7 protein-coding genes are annotated in these 16,277 nt (G+C 60.6%); 6 read left to right on the forward strand and 1 reads right to left on the reverse strand.

Annotated elements, in window-relative coordinates; genetic code table 11:
- Window positions 1-259: 259 nt before the first annotated feature.
- Window positions 260-3,904, forward strand: a complete 3,645-nt coding sequence (locus tag PLL20_13835; protein ID HPD31072.1) for a GH116 family glycosyl hydrolase — start codon at window positions 260-262, stop codon at window positions 3,902-3,904.
- Between the two features lie 224 nt (window positions 3,905-4,128).
- Here the strand turns inward: PLL20_13835 and PLL20_13840 are convergent, their stop codons facing one another.
- Complete coding sequence (locus PLL20_13840; GenBank protein HPD31073.1) at window positions 4,129-7,953, reverse strand: hypothetical protein; 3,825 nt, start codon at window positions 7,951-7,953, stop codon at window positions 4,129-4,131.
- A gap of 802 nt (window positions 7,954-8,755) precedes the next feature.
- Here PLL20_13840 and PLL20_13845 point away from each other — a divergent pair.
- The 5 genes from PLL20_13845 to PLL20_13865 all read left to right on the forward strand — a co-directional run bounded on the left by PLL20_13845 (window position 8,756) and on the right by PLL20_13865 (window position 16,017).
- Window positions 8,756-9,676, forward strand: a complete 921-nt coding sequence (locus tag PLL20_13845; GenBank protein HPD31074.1) for a prepilin-type N-terminal cleavage/methylation domain-containing protein — start codon at window positions 8,756-8,758, stop codon at window positions 9,674-9,676.
- Between the two features lie 259 nt (window positions 9,677-9,935).
- The gene (locus tag PLL20_13850) at window positions 9,936-10,535 is read left to right on the forward strand and encodes a transcription termination/antitermination NusG family protein (protein ID HPD31075.1); all 600 of its coding nucleotides are present in this window, start codon (window positions 9,936-9,938) and stop codon (window positions 10,533-10,535) included.
- Between the two features lie 1,000 nt (window positions 10,536-11,535).
- The gene (wecB, locus tag PLL20_13855; protein ID HPD31076.1) at window positions 11,536-12,687 is read left to right on the forward strand and encodes a UDP-N-acetylglucosamine 2-epimerase (non-hydrolyzing); all 1,152 of its coding nucleotides are present in this window, start codon (window positions 11,536-11,538) and stop codon (window positions 12,685-12,687) included.
- A gap of 3 nt (window positions 12,688-12,690) precedes the next feature.
- The gene (locus tag PLL20_13860) at window positions 12,691-14,469 is read left to right on the forward strand and encodes a hypothetical protein (GenBank protein ID HPD31077.1); all 1,779 of its coding nucleotides are present in this window, start codon (window positions 12,691-12,693) and stop codon (window positions 14,467-14,469) included.
- 33 nt (window positions 14,470-14,502) lie between these two features.
- The gene (locus PLL20_13865) at window positions 14,503-16,017 is read left to right on the forward strand and encodes a lipopolysaccharide biosynthesis protein (GenBank protein HPD31078.1); all 1,515 of its coding nucleotides are present in this window, start codon (window positions 14,503-14,505) and stop codon (window positions 16,015-16,017) included.
- Window positions 16,018-16,277 lie beyond the last annotated feature (260 nt).

Below are 16,277 nucleotides of genomic sequence, written 5' to 3' on the forward strand. Positions count from 1 at the left end.
ACTGCGGCCGATCAACTGGCCATTGCGCTGAACGAAGCCAAAAGTGGGTAGAATGGATAAAGGAGGCAATCTTGCCAGGCGCGGGCTACTGGGAATGTAAGTCATTCTATCAGAATGACTTAAAGTCGATCAATGCCCACGTTCCAGCCTCAGCCATCTCTTCACCAACACATGGGCTGGCAGGCTCTCGCACCCTCTTCTACCATGCCGCCTTGACCGGTCGAGTCTATGTGCGGTTTCCTGTTGGGGAGGAATGTCCATGAGCCAGTGCGGTCGTGACTGGGGTTGCCGGTCGAGTGTCTCCAGACGCGATGTCCTCAAGATCGGGGCGGGTACGGCCGTTTTGTTGGCCCTCGGCACGTCGGCCCAAGCCGAGCCCGGACGCATACCGCCTCAATGCAAGGTGCCGCCGGGCAAGGAGTGGTTCGATCAGCTTCTGCAGCCCGGAAAGACCATCACCTACACGGGCAAGCATCTCGAAAAGATCATCTTTCCCCTCGGGGGTATCGGCACCGGAACCATTTGGCTGCACGGTTCCGGCCGACTGGTCAACTGGCAGATCTTTAACAACATTCAGAAGAACAGCTTGGTGGACGACTCGTTCTTCGCCGTGAGGGTCCAGCAGGAGGGCAAGCCTGCGGTCGTTCGCGTGCTGCGGCAGGAGCCGTTGGGGCCGTTCCAGGGCATTAAGGACATTCAGTTTGTCGGCCGGTATCCTTTCGGCCGCGTCTCCTTCACCGAACCGGAATTACCCGTCCAGATCGAACTGGAGGCCTTCAATCCGCTCATTCCGCTCAACGAGAAGGATTCGGCGATACCGTGTGCGATCTTCACGCTTCGCGCCGTCAACAAGAGCGACAAACCCGTTCAGGTGTCTTTCCTGGGCTCGCTCCAGAACGCGGTTGGGCACGCAGGCGTGGGGGCCTCCGCGGGCGTCTCGCACGCCGGCTACGGCGGCAATCTGAACGTGCCGATCCGCGATGAGCGGATGGAATGCGTGTTGATGAAGGCCGAGCCGGGCAGACCAGCGGAATTCAGTCCGCCGGTTGAACTGATTGTCGATCATCAGAGCCTGCCGGCGGTGGACACCTCGCCCGTGCGCGGCCTGACCCTCGCGGGCGTGGGGCGTCAGGGCAGAAACCCCAACATTCAGACCGTGTACTGGCTGGCCGTTGGAGATCTCAAGCGGGTCGGCGGCTCGCTGCTGAAGCAGGTGGTTGAGGATGTTCGCGAGTACGGCGCATTTCTGCTGCTGTCCGGCAGCAAGAATCCCCTGACGAACCCGTTGCAGCCGAACCTCACGGCCGGCGTCCGCAGACGCGAGACTATCTTTGCATCCTTCGACGATCCGAGCTTCGGTCACTGGACGGCCCACGGCAAAGCCTTCCAGCGACCGCGGGGCGGCACGATGCCCGGTCAGTCGCCGGTCACCGGCTTTCTGGGCAGCGGCCTGGTCAATTCCTACGACCCCAACGACGAGCCCAAGGGCCGGCTCACTTCGCCGGTGTTTGTTATCCAGGAGAAGTACATTTCGTTTCTCATCGGAGGTGGGCGGCACCCCAACCAGTGTTGTGTCAACCTGGTTATCGACGGCAAGGTGGTGCGCAGCTCCACTGGCAGCAACAGCGAGCACCTGGAGCGGGAGGAATGGGACGTGTCCGAGTTCGCCGACCGCCAGGCTCGTATCGAGCTGGTGGATGAGCGGGGCGACGGGTGGGGGCACATCCTGGTTGATGATATTCGCTTCAGCAATCTGCCGACGGGCGCCGTCACGGCCGATGAGGCCGAAGCGTGGAACGCGTTGCTGAACGATGCCCGGCCCAGGGCAACGAGCCGGCCCGCCGGTGTCGGTCGCGGAAAGGTCATGCTGATGCCCATGGACGTCGACGCCACAGGATCGCCTGTCGAAAAGTTGGCCGTGCGCGACAAGCTGTTGTCGATGATCGCCTCGCTGACGGATGTGACCTACCGGCCGCAGGTGGGCAGGCAGCCCGACGCGCCGTCGTTCGGTACCATGTGTCTGGCGACGCCGGAGAAAGACGCGACCATATTGCACGACTGGAGCGACCGCGATGTGCTCTACCGCCTCTTGTCGGATTCCGGTCGGCTGGCGGATTTCAAGATTCCGCCCGCAACGGTCGGCCCTACCGGTGCCGGTCAGACGCTCAACGGCGCCCTGTGCATCGAGAGAGGTGTTGCGCCGGGCCTCAGCGCCGAGGCGGATTTCATTTTCACATGGCACTTTCCCAACCAGTACTATCCGCAGAACAGCTATCAGCAGAGCGGTCGTCACGGCGTGGCCGTCGGCAATATGTATGACAACTGGTATCGCGATGCCCTGGACGTGGCCCGATATGTGGTCGCCAACCTCGCCGGCCTGCGAAAACACACCCTTGCCTATCGCGATGCCATGTTTGATACCACGCTGCCGCAGTATTTCATCGACGCGGTGGCGGCGAACGTCTCGATCATCCGCTCGCCCACGTGTTTCTGGACCAAGGACGGGACTTTCTACGGATACGAGGGTTGCAGCCCCGGTGGCGGCGGGTGCTGCCCGATGAACTGCAACCACGTCTGGAACTATGAGCAGTCCCTCGCCAAGGTGTGGCCCGCGCTGGACCGCGACATGCGCAGGACCGAGCTCAAGTTTCACCAGAACGAGGCCGGCGGCACGAATCACCGCGTGGCTGTTCCCCGCGACAATCCGCACAAGACGGCCCCGCCCGTGGCCGACGGACAGTGCGGGGCGGTGCTGAAGGCCTATCGCGAGCACCTCCAGTCGCCCGACCGTCGGTTTCTGGACGAGTACTGGGAGCAGATCAAGAAGGCGATGGACTACGCCATCAAGACGTGGGACAAGGACGGCGACGGCCTCATGGAGCAGCCGCAGTTCAACACGTATGACCGCGACATCTACGGACACAACACGTTCGTCACGTCGCTCTATCTGGCGGCCCTGCGGGCGGCCGAAGAGATGGCCCGGCTCCGCGGCGACAAGCCGGCGGCGGACAAGTACCGGCTGTTGTTCGAGAAGGGTCGGGACGCGGCCGCCGGTCTTTTTGACGGCGAGTACTACATTCAGATCGCCGACAACATCAACCTCGGGTACGGCAAGGGGTGTTGGGCGGATCAGGTGGTCGGGCAGTGGTGGGCCCGCGTGCTCAACCTCGGCGACATCCTGCCTGACGAGCAGGTTCGCAGCGCCCTCAAGGCCGTCTTCAAGCACAACTGGCTCTGGAAGATTGACGGTTTCGAGGGGACGCAGCGTTTCCTTGAGTTCGCCGACGGCGACGATAAGGGCTTGCTGTGCGGGTCGTGGCCGAAGGGAGGACGGCCGCCGGACCCCATCCTCTACCGCGACGAGTGCTGGACCGGCGTCGAGTATCAGGTGGCGGCCCACAAGATCTACGAGGGCCAGGTCGAGGAAGGCTTGATCATCGTCCGTGGTGCCCGGGAACGCTACGACGGCACGAAACGCAGCCCGTGGAACGAGATTGAATGCGGCGATTACTACGTGCGGGCACTCAGCAGTTGGTCGCTGCTGCTGGCCGCTCAGGGGTATGCCTATGACGGGCCGGCCCGGCGGCTGGCGTTCAATCCCCGCATCGGCCCCGAGGACCATCGCTCATTTTTCAGCACCGCCGAGGGTTGGGGCCGATTCGAGCAGAAACGCGGCGGCAACCGGCAGACCGACGTGCTCGCTTTTGATTGGGGGCGCTGCGACCTGAGAGAATTGCGATTCGGCCTGCCGCCCGGAGCGGAAAAGGTGACCGCCAAAGCCCGACTCGATGACCGCGACCTCTTCATCGAAACGAGGCTCGATGACCAAGATGCCGTCATTATCCTGAGCGCCCCCGTCACCGCCGTGGCCGGCAACACGCTGACGGTGGAGATGAGCTACTGATAATGGCGGAGTCCGCGCCGGCAGGCGTACAGGTTTAGAATGGTATAAGGCTCTTTTAGAGTGTTTAATCCTGCATAGCCTCTTGCGCGTTGCGGCCGCGATGATGGCGGGCGCCAAACATGCGGCCCCAGGCCTCAGCCGCGGCCCGCGGGATTCGTTTCGTCCCGAAAAAGAAGTGGCCGACCCAGGGCCGGCCACTGCCGATCGTCGAAAGCTGACCGCTTCTAATCATCCATCATGTTGTAGTAGCTGATCGGCGGCGTCTCGGTGATCCGCTCGGGCAGCTCGCTCGGGTTGTACAGGCACCGCGTGCGGTCCACGGTCACCTGCGTCCGCACCGTCACCGGCGGCTGACCGGTGCTCTGGATCGTCGCGTAGATCGTGAACACGTGGTTCTTCACCGTCATCCAGTCCTGCATCCGGACAATCGGCGCGACCAGTTGCAGGTAGCCGAGGTAACTGAACGGCCGCTCGTTGTTGTCGTCCGCCCAACGCCGCCATTCATCCAAAGGAAGGCTGGGCCCCTTGATATCTGCGCCCGTCTTCGGGTTCTTCAGGTCACCTAATTGTACCTTCGTCAGCACATTGCAGATTTCGCCCGTGGTCGCAAAGCCGATCCGGTCGGCATATACCGCCTGAACCGCCCCAACTGGCCGCTGCTCCCGATAAGACACCATATACTGAGCCAGCCGCGGCGAAATGCTGGGCATTTCGGCGGGGGGATCGACATAATAATTAGGAGTGCTGGACAGGGGTTGCGGCAGTGTTCCGGAGTACTTCTCGTCGATCAGGCGATGCACGAACCAAGCCCCCGCCATAAATTTCGGATCCGCGGTGTGGATGTACGGGTCAAGCCGCTCGGCCTCGATCTCCGGCACCGGCAGGCATGCAAGGTTGTATGTCCAGGCCGGATTCACATTTACAGAATCCGTGGGGGAGAAATCCGGCAGCACCGGCAGGCCGTCGAGCACCCACCACGGTGCGCTACCGATGCCGATTCGCCCCTGCACTCGCGGCCCAAGAGTCTGCGCCACCGGCATCATCACCGGGTAGTTCAAGAACCGTGACTTGGTCCAGTCACCCCAGTTATCTGCCCCGCCGACGGCACCATAGTGGTTCAGGTAATCCGTCGAATCCATCAGCCGCTGCGCACCTGGCGTGAGAGGACCCAGGTCGCGAGCCAGTTCTTCCATCGGCAGTGCCGTGAAGTACTCGAACGCCAACTGCCCCCAGGGCAGGCCGCCAAACCGCGAGTTCTTGTCGTCGAGGCACGCCTGAGCCGTGTCAAAGACCGGCAGATGACCGTTGTCAAGTTGCAGAATCTGTTCTGCTGCTGACCGCAGGGGGATCAAATTCCCCAAGGCATCGAAATCCCTGACGACGAAATCCATCGCGGCAACGCTCAGCGGCTTGTCCTCCGTCATGATTCCCTGCATGGGCAGATGAGCATACCGCGTCACCAGCAGCAGCGTTCCGGTCGTCGGGAACGCCATCGTGCCCCCGGTGTTCGGATGCACGCCGCGATCGGCCACCAGCACCGGGAACGGGGCAATTGGAAACGGCTTAACTGTGATTTCGGGTTGCACACTTGCCGTAACGGCGCTCACCAGACGCTGCCCTGCGAACTCGGCGGCGAGATAACCCTGATTGGTGAGAAATCTCGTCGTCGCACCCACCGTCACCACGTTGGCAAAGTCTGTTGTTGACGGCGCGGTTCCGAGCAGGTTGTGTTGCGGCGGCCTCGTCGAGTCACACCACACGCGTGTTTTGTCACTTGGGTCCAGCAAGTACACGTACGGGTCGGATGCCGCAGTTGGTTCATCCTTGTCCTCCTGGTACTTGAGTGGGAAAACCATTTGCCGCGACAGCGTGAAATGCCAGTGTACCGGCCGCTCCGGATTCGGTTCCTTATGACGCTGCAGGCTGCAGTCCCAGACAAAGATGTCGCTTTTGTTCCTTGGGTTCCGCAGGTTTTGGGGATTAGCAGGCAACCACTTGCTGGAATCCTGCGCGGTGGCCCAAGCCGGATCATCAATTGGGGCCAGCCGGTCAATCTCGATCGGATCGGTCGAGAGCACGCCGTTCGGATGGTCACGATCTACCTTCCACGTGCCGCTCCTGTACAAGCGAACAAATCTGTGCAGGTCATCCAGCTTCAGTGCACTGTTCTCGACGATTTTCCCGGGCGACACCGGGGTCAGAAAGTCATCGCCGCTTTTGCTTTCATCGGCCTTGGTGTTAACCACCAGATAATACTGATGCGGCGGAATACTCTGCGGCAAGGCAGGGGCAATTGTCGGGTCGATGACGTCGACTGCGACCGTCCCTGTGCCGGAGGCGTCCGTAACCCGAATCCTGAAGCTTGGGTCGGGGACTGTACCGAGTTGGATGGGTGTATCATAAGGATTGTACAGCTCGACTGCGTAGATCGACAGGTCGGTACCAGTGTCCCAGGCCGCTCCCTCGCCATCAGCTTTGTAGATGAACTTTGCATACGCCTCGGTGATAAACGGCTGCTTCTCGACGCCGACGACCTTCGCCGCAAGCCCCGCGCCGTTGTCGAACTCAAGGTATGTGGGAATCTGGTCTGCATCGGCAAAATCGATCGTGTTGACCGCCAGTTGCATGGCCGTGCGCAGTTGCTCGGCCAGTTCTGCGGGCGTCGGGTTTCGAAGATCCGACGGGTTCGGCACGTTGCTGCCCGGCACGGTCGTGTGCTGAATCATGGCCAGGAAGTAGGCCGTCAGTTGCGTCGCGCGACGGTAAGAAGCTTGGCCGTTGGGTTCCAGCACATCCCGCAGGCTGAACTGCGTCCGCAGACCGTCTTTGTTGAACACATGATCGACAGAGCCGCCGGCAGGCCCGTAGTCCATGACGCCATAGGCCAAGGGGGGACGATTGGGATCAGCGCTGGCAGGGGTAACAAGGCTCGCGTCGACCGGACTGATGATGTTTTCGAGATTGAAGGTAACGGTATCGGGGGCAACGCCCAACGTAAAGGTGAAAGCCTTCAGTCTCTTCTCTTCCCGCTGCGGCCGTAGGGCGTCGTCGGAGCTTTCGGTGGTGATCAGGTGCCGGCGGTCGTAAGTGTCACGGGCCGCATTGTAGGCCGGATCGGTAAGTCCGTTGTACGTCGGCTCGATGCGACGCTCCCAGTCCTGCTGTTCCTTATCGCTGGGCCGGAACATGGTCCACCGATTCACAGGTTGATTGAGCCAACCGGTAGGCTTGGCCGGATCCGCATATCCGGTGGTGATCGCAAGGTTCTGTACCAGAACTGAGGCCACGTTCTTGTAATTGCCCGAGTCCGGCTCGGGCAGCAGCGGCGGGAGCATGAACCGCCGGCGCAGCCGGTTCTCGTCCGTCGGGCCGAGACCCAGCCCCACGATGGCCGTCCGGAGTGCATCCATACCACCCACGGCCGCGAGATCTGTCGGATGAACGACCTGTGCCAGCAGCGTCGGGTGGGTCATGCGGTTCAGCCACACCATGGCGTTGTGCGGGATGACCCGCAGACTCATGTGGTAAGTGCCGCCGAAGGTGTCGCTCAAACCCAGAATGTCGTTTATGGCGGCATCACGTATGCCGTCGCCGTCGGCGTCTTCGAGCGGGTTATCGGTGATGAAGATATTGAAGTTCTTGCGGCTGGCGTTCGGCTCGCCCGGGAAATCGCTGGGCCAGGAGACGGCAAAGAACCTCCAGCGATCATCCGCCGTGCCGGGGCCGCCGGGATCGAAGTACGGTTCCAGACTGCTGAGCAACAAATCGCCGTTTCGCGGAGAATTGGCGGCTATGAAGCCGGGGTAGTCACCGTAATCCTCGCCGAGCAAGGTGTTGTTCCAATTGTCTCGCAGATATGCCTTGTTGTTCGAGCCAAGCAGGTCCTGCCGCAACGCGATGATCACCGGCTCCAGGATACCGTTGCTGACGGCCTCCATGCTTCGGGCGGTCATACTGATCTGCACCGTCTGACGTTCAAACCGGCCGACGATCAGAAGCGTCGATCCGATGATAAAGAGCATAGCCAGAACACCGACCACCATGACCATGACGGTTCCGCGTCTAGCGCTCGCTTTACTTTTTGCTTTCGGGGCGCACATCAGCCCAAATCCTCCCTAAAGATACCAAGAGAATATACGGGGGACTAAGTGACGAGGGGAGGCCAGTGCGTGATTCCAAGGGGACGCATCAGCGGCTTCCCAACAGGAGCGACCCTGCGGATGGGGAGAATGGCCCCTCCGAATTGTCTTCTGAAGCGCCATGATTTTCCCGATAGGGAGCTTGGGGGGGCGGGCGACGGATTATCGCAACGCGACCGAAAAGCCTCCTGCTCGGCCCACTTGGCCTTATGGCGGAACAGCAGGGGGTTCTATGTGACCAGGTTTTGCGCCACCATCGAGTGGTGCCGGCCGAGTTACAGTGGCGCAGGATTTGCCGTCGGGCGAAGTCAGCGAGCAAGCGGCTATGACGCCGCTTGGCACGACATGCGGTCGCCTGCGAAAGATAATCTGATATTGAGTGCTACTTTGTGCTTGAATTCCGCTTTAGGCTCGTGTATGCTTCTAGTGAAGGAGTACCCCGGCAGGCCCATAAGTGTGCAAGCCATTGAGGTTTTGCAGCGCTGCCGATGGCCGTGGCTCAGTCCCGATCGCAGCATGGCAAACCTCGCCGATAAGAAATGACCTGAGTCCTGCTGACGGCCGCCGAACACAGGCCTCGCCTCCGGGGGATCGGTCGGCACGGTCAGCGCGTGACCGGATGCGGACTTATGGTCGGCCCCGAGGTAAGGAAGACCATGGGAGCGCGGTAGCAGGGCATTGCTGGTCTGGTAATGACAGGAGGCTGTTGATCATGGTAGCCCGGTTCCAGAAACGAGATGGTGTTCGCGGTTTCACTCTGATTGAAGTACTGGTCGTGGTGGCCATCATCGCGCTGCTGATTGCGATTCTGCTGCCGTCACTTGCGCGGGCCAGGGCGCATGCGCGCAATGCCGCAGATTTGAGCAACCAGCATCAGATCGGCTTGGCTATGAATATGTTCGCCAGCCGTAATAACGGCAAAGTGCCCGTCGGAGCGGATCCCGACGACCAGGACCATTGGGTCAGCATTGTCGCCCGCGAGATCGGATTGGTGAAGCGCTTGACCTCAGACATGTGCGTCAACCACATTCGCGTCGACCAAATTGATCTGTACCAGTGCGCCGAGCGCACCGCGACCGGCTCCGCGCCGTTCCTGGGCTATGTCAGCAACTCGCTCAATCCCGACGGTCCTTCGGGCACCGACTGGCGGCCCCTTGACGGTGTTGTGAATGTGGCAAGCAGGTACAAGACGCCGGCCAACGTCATTTATATCATGTGTGCGGAGACCGAACCGAAGGTCTGGGATGGCAAAAACAGCTTGGGCTACCTGAGCCCGTTAGGGGCTCGGAAAAACTGGGAAAGCGCGGTTGCAGCGGGCCTGTTGGCACCGGGTCGCGAAGCCCAACTGAAGAGCACTCTGATCAACAGTGGCGGGGGCCTTGATTGCCTGGATATCTGGCGCGGGGGTCAATTGCCGCAGTACAATTGCCCGGATATTCGCCAGCCCAATCCCAACCGTCGTGTGGCTTTCGAGTTGCATCTGAACCGCTTTACCAACGCGATGTTCTATGATGGTCATGCCGGACCGGTGCCTGCGGAGAAGCGGTCGACCTGGCAGGAGAACCACCGCGTCTGGCTCCAGAGGTGCGGCCTGACGCCGGCGGGGATCGCTGCTGCGTTGAACATACCGTGAAGTTCTGTGGATTGCAGCAAGTGAAGTTCTTGAGGTGAGGCGGCGCCAAGCAGCATCTTGTGTGCCTGACTTGCCCGCGCTCTGGGATGACCCCCGTGTGCCGGGATGTGGTTCAGTGGGATTGGCCGGCCTCGAGCGCGCGGGAGCATCAGAGTCACAAACGAAATAGCAACACTGCACGCACGGCAACTTGCCCGCCGAAGAAGCTTTCCGTTCTTCAGATTGCAGATCACCTTGGGCGCGACTATTCTGACGGTCTATGGCTGACAGTCACTCCGGCGAATGCGTCTTCAGCGGGGTCGGAGGCGAGAGCGACGCGCTCGTCATCCGTGCGGATCTGCCGGGCCGCTGGTACGTAGCTCACACCCGTGCCCGCAATGAGAAAATTCTGGCCGAGGAATTGAGCCGGTTTGGCATTTACAATTACCTGCCGCTTGCCCTGCACGTCACTCGCAGCAGCCGGACCAATCGAATCTCACGCAGCCTCATTCCGATATTCCCAGGCTATGTTTTTTTCCATGGCTCCGAGGAACAGCGGTATCTGGCCTTGCGGACCAACCGTGTGGCCAACGTGTTGGATGTGGTCAACCAGAACCAACTCCTGGCGGAGCTGAGACAGGTGCATCGTCTATTGCAGGAGCGGGGCGATTTCGCGGTCATTCCGCGGATACAGAAAGGGCAATGGGGACGGATCATTGCCGGACCGTTGGTCGGGCTTGAGGGTATCGTGGTGCGGTACGCCGGCCGTTATCGGGTGTGCATGAACGTGACCATTCTGGGCCAGTGTGTCGGCGTTGAGGTGGATTATGACCTCGTGGAGCCCATCGACGCCCCCGCCTACCTGACCACCCGCCCCTAAAGCCCAGGTCCCAACAGACTGCTAGATCACTAGACCGCTGGCCCAACCGCCCACCAGCCCAGCAGCCCAATAACGTAATGGCCCAAGAGCCCAAGGCGGACCGCCTTTTTGCGGGCCGCAACCCAAACGTTCTGCGATCCAGAAACATGCGCGCAAAATGCACACCAGTCGCGACGGAAGAGACTAACAGGCTAGCCGACTAGTAGACCGCCCGCCTGCGAACGCATGAACGGTTCGTGACGTATTATTCTCCAAAGAAGGAGGGACAGCCACGTCGGGTCTGGCGCTGAAAGCACTACAACGCACAGGTTCCGTTTCTCCACGGCGGTCGCCTTCGAGCCGGCTGTTTTGGATGGGTTGCTACGGGCGCGGGTTGTGGTGCTAGTTATGGAAAATAAACGAGATAGGCGCACAAGAGCGGCTGTTGTCCTGCTGGCTGAAGGCCGATAGTATTAATCGTGCGCCAGCTCCAGGAGCGAGGCTGCCTCCAGTGTTACTGAATTTCAGCCGGATGCGAATGACGGCTGACGGGGACGGAGTGTGCGCGGACCATGTTCGTCGGGGCGGGTGGGTGTACCGGGGTGTGTGCCTTTCTGCTTGACCGGGCTCCCGCTTGGCCCGGAATTCCGCTTGGCCCGGAATCCGTTCCGGGCCTATTCTGCGAAGTGCTGCTCGGCCCGAAATTCCGCTCGGCCCGGAATCCATTCCGGGCCTATCCTGCGAAGTGCTGCTCGGCCCGAAATTCCGCTCGGCCCGGAATCCTTTCCGGGCCTATCCTGCGAAGCCCCGCTCGCCCCGGAATTCCGCTCAGCCCGGAATCCGTTCCGGGCCGGTCCCGCGAAGCGCCGCTCTGCCCGGAATCCCGCTCAGCCCGGAATCCGTTCCGGGCCGGTCCCGCGAAGCGCCGTTCGCCAAGCAGGTCCGCCTGGTCTGGCTCAATCCGCCTCGCAACAAACAAAAAGGTGAAGGTAGCTGATCCCCTGCCATTCGGGAGTCTTTTTTGAAAATCATCAACATTTGCGGCGCCCGGCCCAACTTCATGAAGATCGCCCCGTTGATGCGGGCCTATCGGCGGTATCCGGCCATCGAGGCGATGATTGTCCACACGGGGCAGCACTACGACGACAGATTATCAGACTTGTTTTTCCGCGAGCTGGAGATCCCGAAACCGGATATCAATCTGGAGGTCGGCTCGGGCAGCCATGCGGTACAGACTGCCGAGATCATGAAGCGGTTCGAACCGGTGGCCCTGGAACAGCAGCCGGACTGGGTGGTCGTCGTCGGGGACGTCAACAGTACGATCGCTTGTGCCCTGGTGGCTAAGAAGCTGGGGATCAGGGTCGCCCACGTCGAGGCCGGTCTGCGGAGCTTCGACCGGACGATGCCCGAGGAGATCAACCGGCTTCTGACCGATGCGATTTCGGACCTGCTGTTTGTCAGCGAGCCGAGTGGAATCGAGAATCTGCGACGGGAAGGTGTCGACGGGGATAAGGTTCACTTCGTCGGGAACGTGATGATCGACACGCTCAGGAGCAACCTCGAGAAGGCCGACCGGTCGAGCATTCTGAGCGATCTGGGGCTGGAGCCGGGGCGGTATAACGTCGTGACGCTGCACCGGCCGAGCAACGTGGACAACGCCGAGTCGCTGGGCCGGATCGCCGATGCCCTGGAGGTCATCCAGCAGGACCTGCCGACGGTTTTCCCGATGCACCCGCGGACGCGGAACAATCTTCAGAAGCTGGGTCTGGCCGAGCGGTTTGCTGGTATGAAGCAGTTGCGGATCGTCGAGCCGGCCGGGTACCTCGATTTCCTCAAGCTGATGGGCCGTGCGGCCGTGGTGCTGACCGATTCGGGCGGGATCCAGGAGGAGACGACGATTCTGGGCGTCTGGTGCCTCACGCTGCGCGACAACACCGAGCGCCCCGCAACGATCACCAATGGCACCAACCGCCTGGTCGGCAACAACCCGGCCAAGGTCATCGCCGCATATAAAGAATGCCGCAAGGCCCCCCCGTCCAAAACCATGGTCCCCGAAAAATGGGACGGCCACGCCGCGGAGCGCGTGGCGGAGGTGATGGTGGGGGGGCTTGAAAAGTCCGCTGGCTGTGCCGGTTGCTCATGCCATGGTTCCGGTGGGGCAGTGCGGAGGTGAGCAGTGGGGAGATTTGGCTGGGCTCACCGGGCTGCAATCGGCTGTGTTGTTGCCGGGATGCTCGCCGGTCAGGCAGCAGTCGCTTCGGCCGAGCCGTATCCGTTGCGGTGGTTCTATCTCGCTTCGAATTTTGCTGTGGCGCAGAATGCAGACCGGGCCATCGCGTTGATTGAGGAGGCTTCTCGCGCGGGGCTCAATGGTGTTGTTCTGGCGGACGCGAAGTTCGCGACGCTGGGCAAATACAACCATGACTCACCGTCGAATCCCTACTATCGGAACATCCGTCGCGTGCTCGATGTCTGCCGACGAAACGGGGTTGAAGTCGTCGTTTATTTGCCTACCATCAGCAAGGCGCATGGGATACTCGCACACGATCCTAACCTTGCCGCCGGCTACGAGGTACGCGATGCGGTGTTCGAGGTGCGGAGCGGCACAGCGCGGTTGGTTCAGGATCCGGCAGTGAGGGTGGCGAACGGAGGCTTCGAGGACGCAGTCAACCAGCGTTTTCGAGGATGGGACAGGCAGGACGATCCAGGCTCGGCGGTGGTAGCTGACCGAGGCACAGCTCGCATGGGCGTCATGTCTGCGAGGCTGCAGTTTGGAGACGCTCGGCGGCTGGGGCATGCCCGTCTGGGGCAGCGGCTCAAGGTCGCGCCCCGACGCTGTTACCGAGTGAGCCTCTGGCTGCAGACAGGCGGATTGGCTCCTACGGAGTCCTTCAACATTCTCATTCGGGGTGCCCGGGGCGGCCAAGTCCGCGTGTTGGCCTACAACCGCTTCAGCGTGAAGGCCACCCAGTCGTGGACGCAGATGGAGACCGTGTTCAACTCGCTGGATTATGAGGAGATCGACGTCTACCTGGGGTTGTTTGGGGTTCGGAGTGGCCGGGCATGGGTGGATGATGTCGAACTGACCGAGGTTGGCCTGGTGAACGTCTTGAGGCGACCCGGCTGCCCGCTGACCGTTCGCAGTTGGGACGGGCGTGCAACATATGTCGAGGGGCAGGATTTCGAGCCGGTCTACGATCCACTGTTGGGCAAGGCGGGTGATCGGGCCGGCATCTTCGACCGCTTCCATCCCGCCCCCGATATCCGGTTCCGCAAGGGAGTGCCCGACGGCACACGCTTACGGGTGGGCTTCTATCACCCGCTCATTATCCATGCGAACCAGATCGACTGCTGCATGAGTGAGCAGAAAGTCTTTGACATTCTGGAGGACACGATCCGAAGGCTGAATCGCCTGCTGGATTCGCCGAAGTACTGGTGGTTGGGCTACGATGAGCTCCGGACAGGCGGAGGCTGCAGGCTGTGCAAGGCCTCTGGCAAGACGCCAGGCCAACTGCTGGCCGAGCATGTGCGGCGGGTGTCGGAGATGGTACGGAAAGAGCGACAAGGAGCAGAGATCGTCGTATGGTACGACATGTTTTACCCGGGATCGAACGCCAAAGACGAATACTACTTGGTGGAAGGGAGCCTAACGGGTAGCTGGGAGGGGCCGGATCCGAGCGTGATGGTCTCGAAGTGGAGCGTGCTTGGTCGTGACGAATGCATGAGGTTCTTTGCGGATAGAGGTCACCGGCAGATCCTCAGTGCCGATTTTGATTCGGTTAAGGATCCGGCCGGCTTCCTGCAGAGCTGGCTGGAGAGCATGGATGCTGTGAGTGGCGTTCAGGGAATCATGTACACGACCTGGACCGGTCGGTATGACTACCTGTCCGCATTTGGCCGGACGCTCAAGTCTCACTCGATACCGGCATCTGCCAGTCGCCCTGTGCCCAACTAGGTGTTATCGGCGGCGGGAGGCCTGCTTCGACAGATGAGTCTGACGCGAAGGACGGCAAAACACGGTGTCCAGATGGTAGGCAGCCGATTGCTCGGAATGGGCATCGGCGTGGTCAGCCTGATCCTGTATACCCGGCTTCTGCGGCCCACCGATGTGGCCTTGATCTCGGTGTATGCGATGCTCTCGTCACTGGTCTACATGGTGAGCAACCTTGGGCTGGGGCTCTACGTCGCCCGCCAGATGCCCCGTCTCGAGGTCAGCGATGCGGCGTCTTCCAGATTACTTGGTCATTCGTACGTCCTTGTAGTGGCGGTTATGTCGCCACTCTGCTGTGCAGCCCTCGTGATCGCAGCAAGACCACTCGCCGCCTTGTTGCTCGCAGAGGCGGGCGCCGAAACGCCCGATCTGGCGGTTCTGCGTCGGCAACTACTGCTCCTTATGCCTGCGATACTAATGGGCAGTTGGACCAACGTGGTTGCCGTCATTATGAGGGGGCGGTCGATGTTTGGCTGGATCAGCTTGCACGGGGTGGTGATGCAAGTACTTCATCCCCTCCTGATCGTGTCCCTGTTCATCTGGCTAGACACGACCGGCCTGTTGCTCGGTTTGGTTTTGGCGAACGTGCTTCCAAACCTGATGGTGAGTTGGCTTGTTCGTGATTATCTCGTCGGTCCTGTGTCGTGGAGACGTCTGGGCTCCTTCCTGCGTGATGCCTGGCCCTATTACGCGGAGGACTATGCCAGCTACTTTTCTCTCTACGCTGATCAATGGATGGTGGGTATTCTCATGAGGCCAGCTGACCTGGCCATCTACTATGTTGCTAAAACTATGTTTGACCGCTTGTTCACCCTGATGGACGCCGTCAACAACGTGGCCCTCGCCAGCATAGCTACTGTCGCATCCCACGGCGCGGAGGTCGTGCGCAGTTCGTTCATCAAAGTCAGACGAGCCTACGCCTATATGTTCTCGCCGCTCAGCGCTATCATGCTGGCCTCTTCCTTTTGGATCGTCGATCTTCTTGTTGGCTCCGAGTATCGTTCAGCGTGGAAGCCCTTCGCAGTGCTTTGCATTGCTTTCTTCCTTACTGCGATCTACAGTCCACATGCCATAGGGGTAATGGTGCTGGCCTCGCCCAAGAAGCGGTTGATCGGCGTGATCTTTCAGAGCGTGGCCCTGATTGCCGCCCTGTTGCCTCTGGGCTGGTATTTTGGGTTGGTTGGTGTGGCGGCATCTCGTATCGTTGGCCGTGCGGTGGCGGGCTTGTATTCCGCGGCGATCGTACGTTCCATCCTCCAGTACGGATGGGACCGCACGGCCCTCCGGGCTTTGCCTCCGGCAACCTTCGGTCTTCTCGGCTGGCTGGTGCTTATGCAGGTTCTCTTTTATGATCCGCTTGTCGTTCCTATCTACCTTGCTCTTGGCTTTGTCGGCTATGTGCTCTCATTTGCTCGCCGTACTTCTCCGGAGGATCTTCGCGTGTTGGCTGATATGCTTCCGCCTAGCGCGAGGCGACTTGTCCCGTTTCTTGCAAAACTGCAGGTTGGATAGCTTGACCAAGCACAAACCAAGTGTGACGTGTGTGCTAGCCCAAGTTGGACACCCAAGAGTGATTTCAAGTTTTTTTCGGGGTGTTGGACCGCATTGGCGCGGTCGCGAGTGCGGTTTTCGTTTCGCCGAAGCAGTGTAGTCACGACCTTGGTCATTGCATTTGCGTTTTTCCGTGGCATCTTTGTTGCAGAAGGAGCGAGTGTTCTTCTGCGGCAGGGATGCGATGTTTCTGAAACGTCTCGAACGGCGCAAGAGCGGCA

The organism is Phycisphaerae bacterium (assembly GCA_035384605.1).
Taxonomy (GTDB): domain Bacteria; phylum Planctomycetota; class Phycisphaerae; order UBA1845; family PWPN01; genus JAUCQB01.

Bases quoted from the DNA above. Each gene is read 5' to 3' on its own strand.
- PLL20_13835 (HPD31072.1), top strand. From the start codon at position 260: ATGAGCCAGTGCGGTCGTGACTGGGGTTGCCGGTCGAGTGTCTCCAGA.
- PLL20_13840 (HPD31073.1), bottom strand. From the start codon at position 7,953: ATGGTCATGGTGGTCGGTGTTCTGGCTATGCTCTTTATCATCGGATCG.
- PLL20_13845 (HPD31074.1), top strand. From the start codon at position 8,756: ATGGTAGCCCGGTTCCAGAAACGAGATGGTGTTCGCGGTTTCACTCTG.
- PLL20_13850 (HPD31075.1), top strand. From the start codon at position 9,936: ATGGCTGACAGTCACTCCGGCGAATGCGTCTTCAGCGGGGTCGGAGGC.
- PLL20_13865 (HPD31078.1), top strand. From the start codon at position 14,503: ATGAGTCTGACGCGAAGGACGGCAAAACACGGTGTCCAGATGGTAGGC.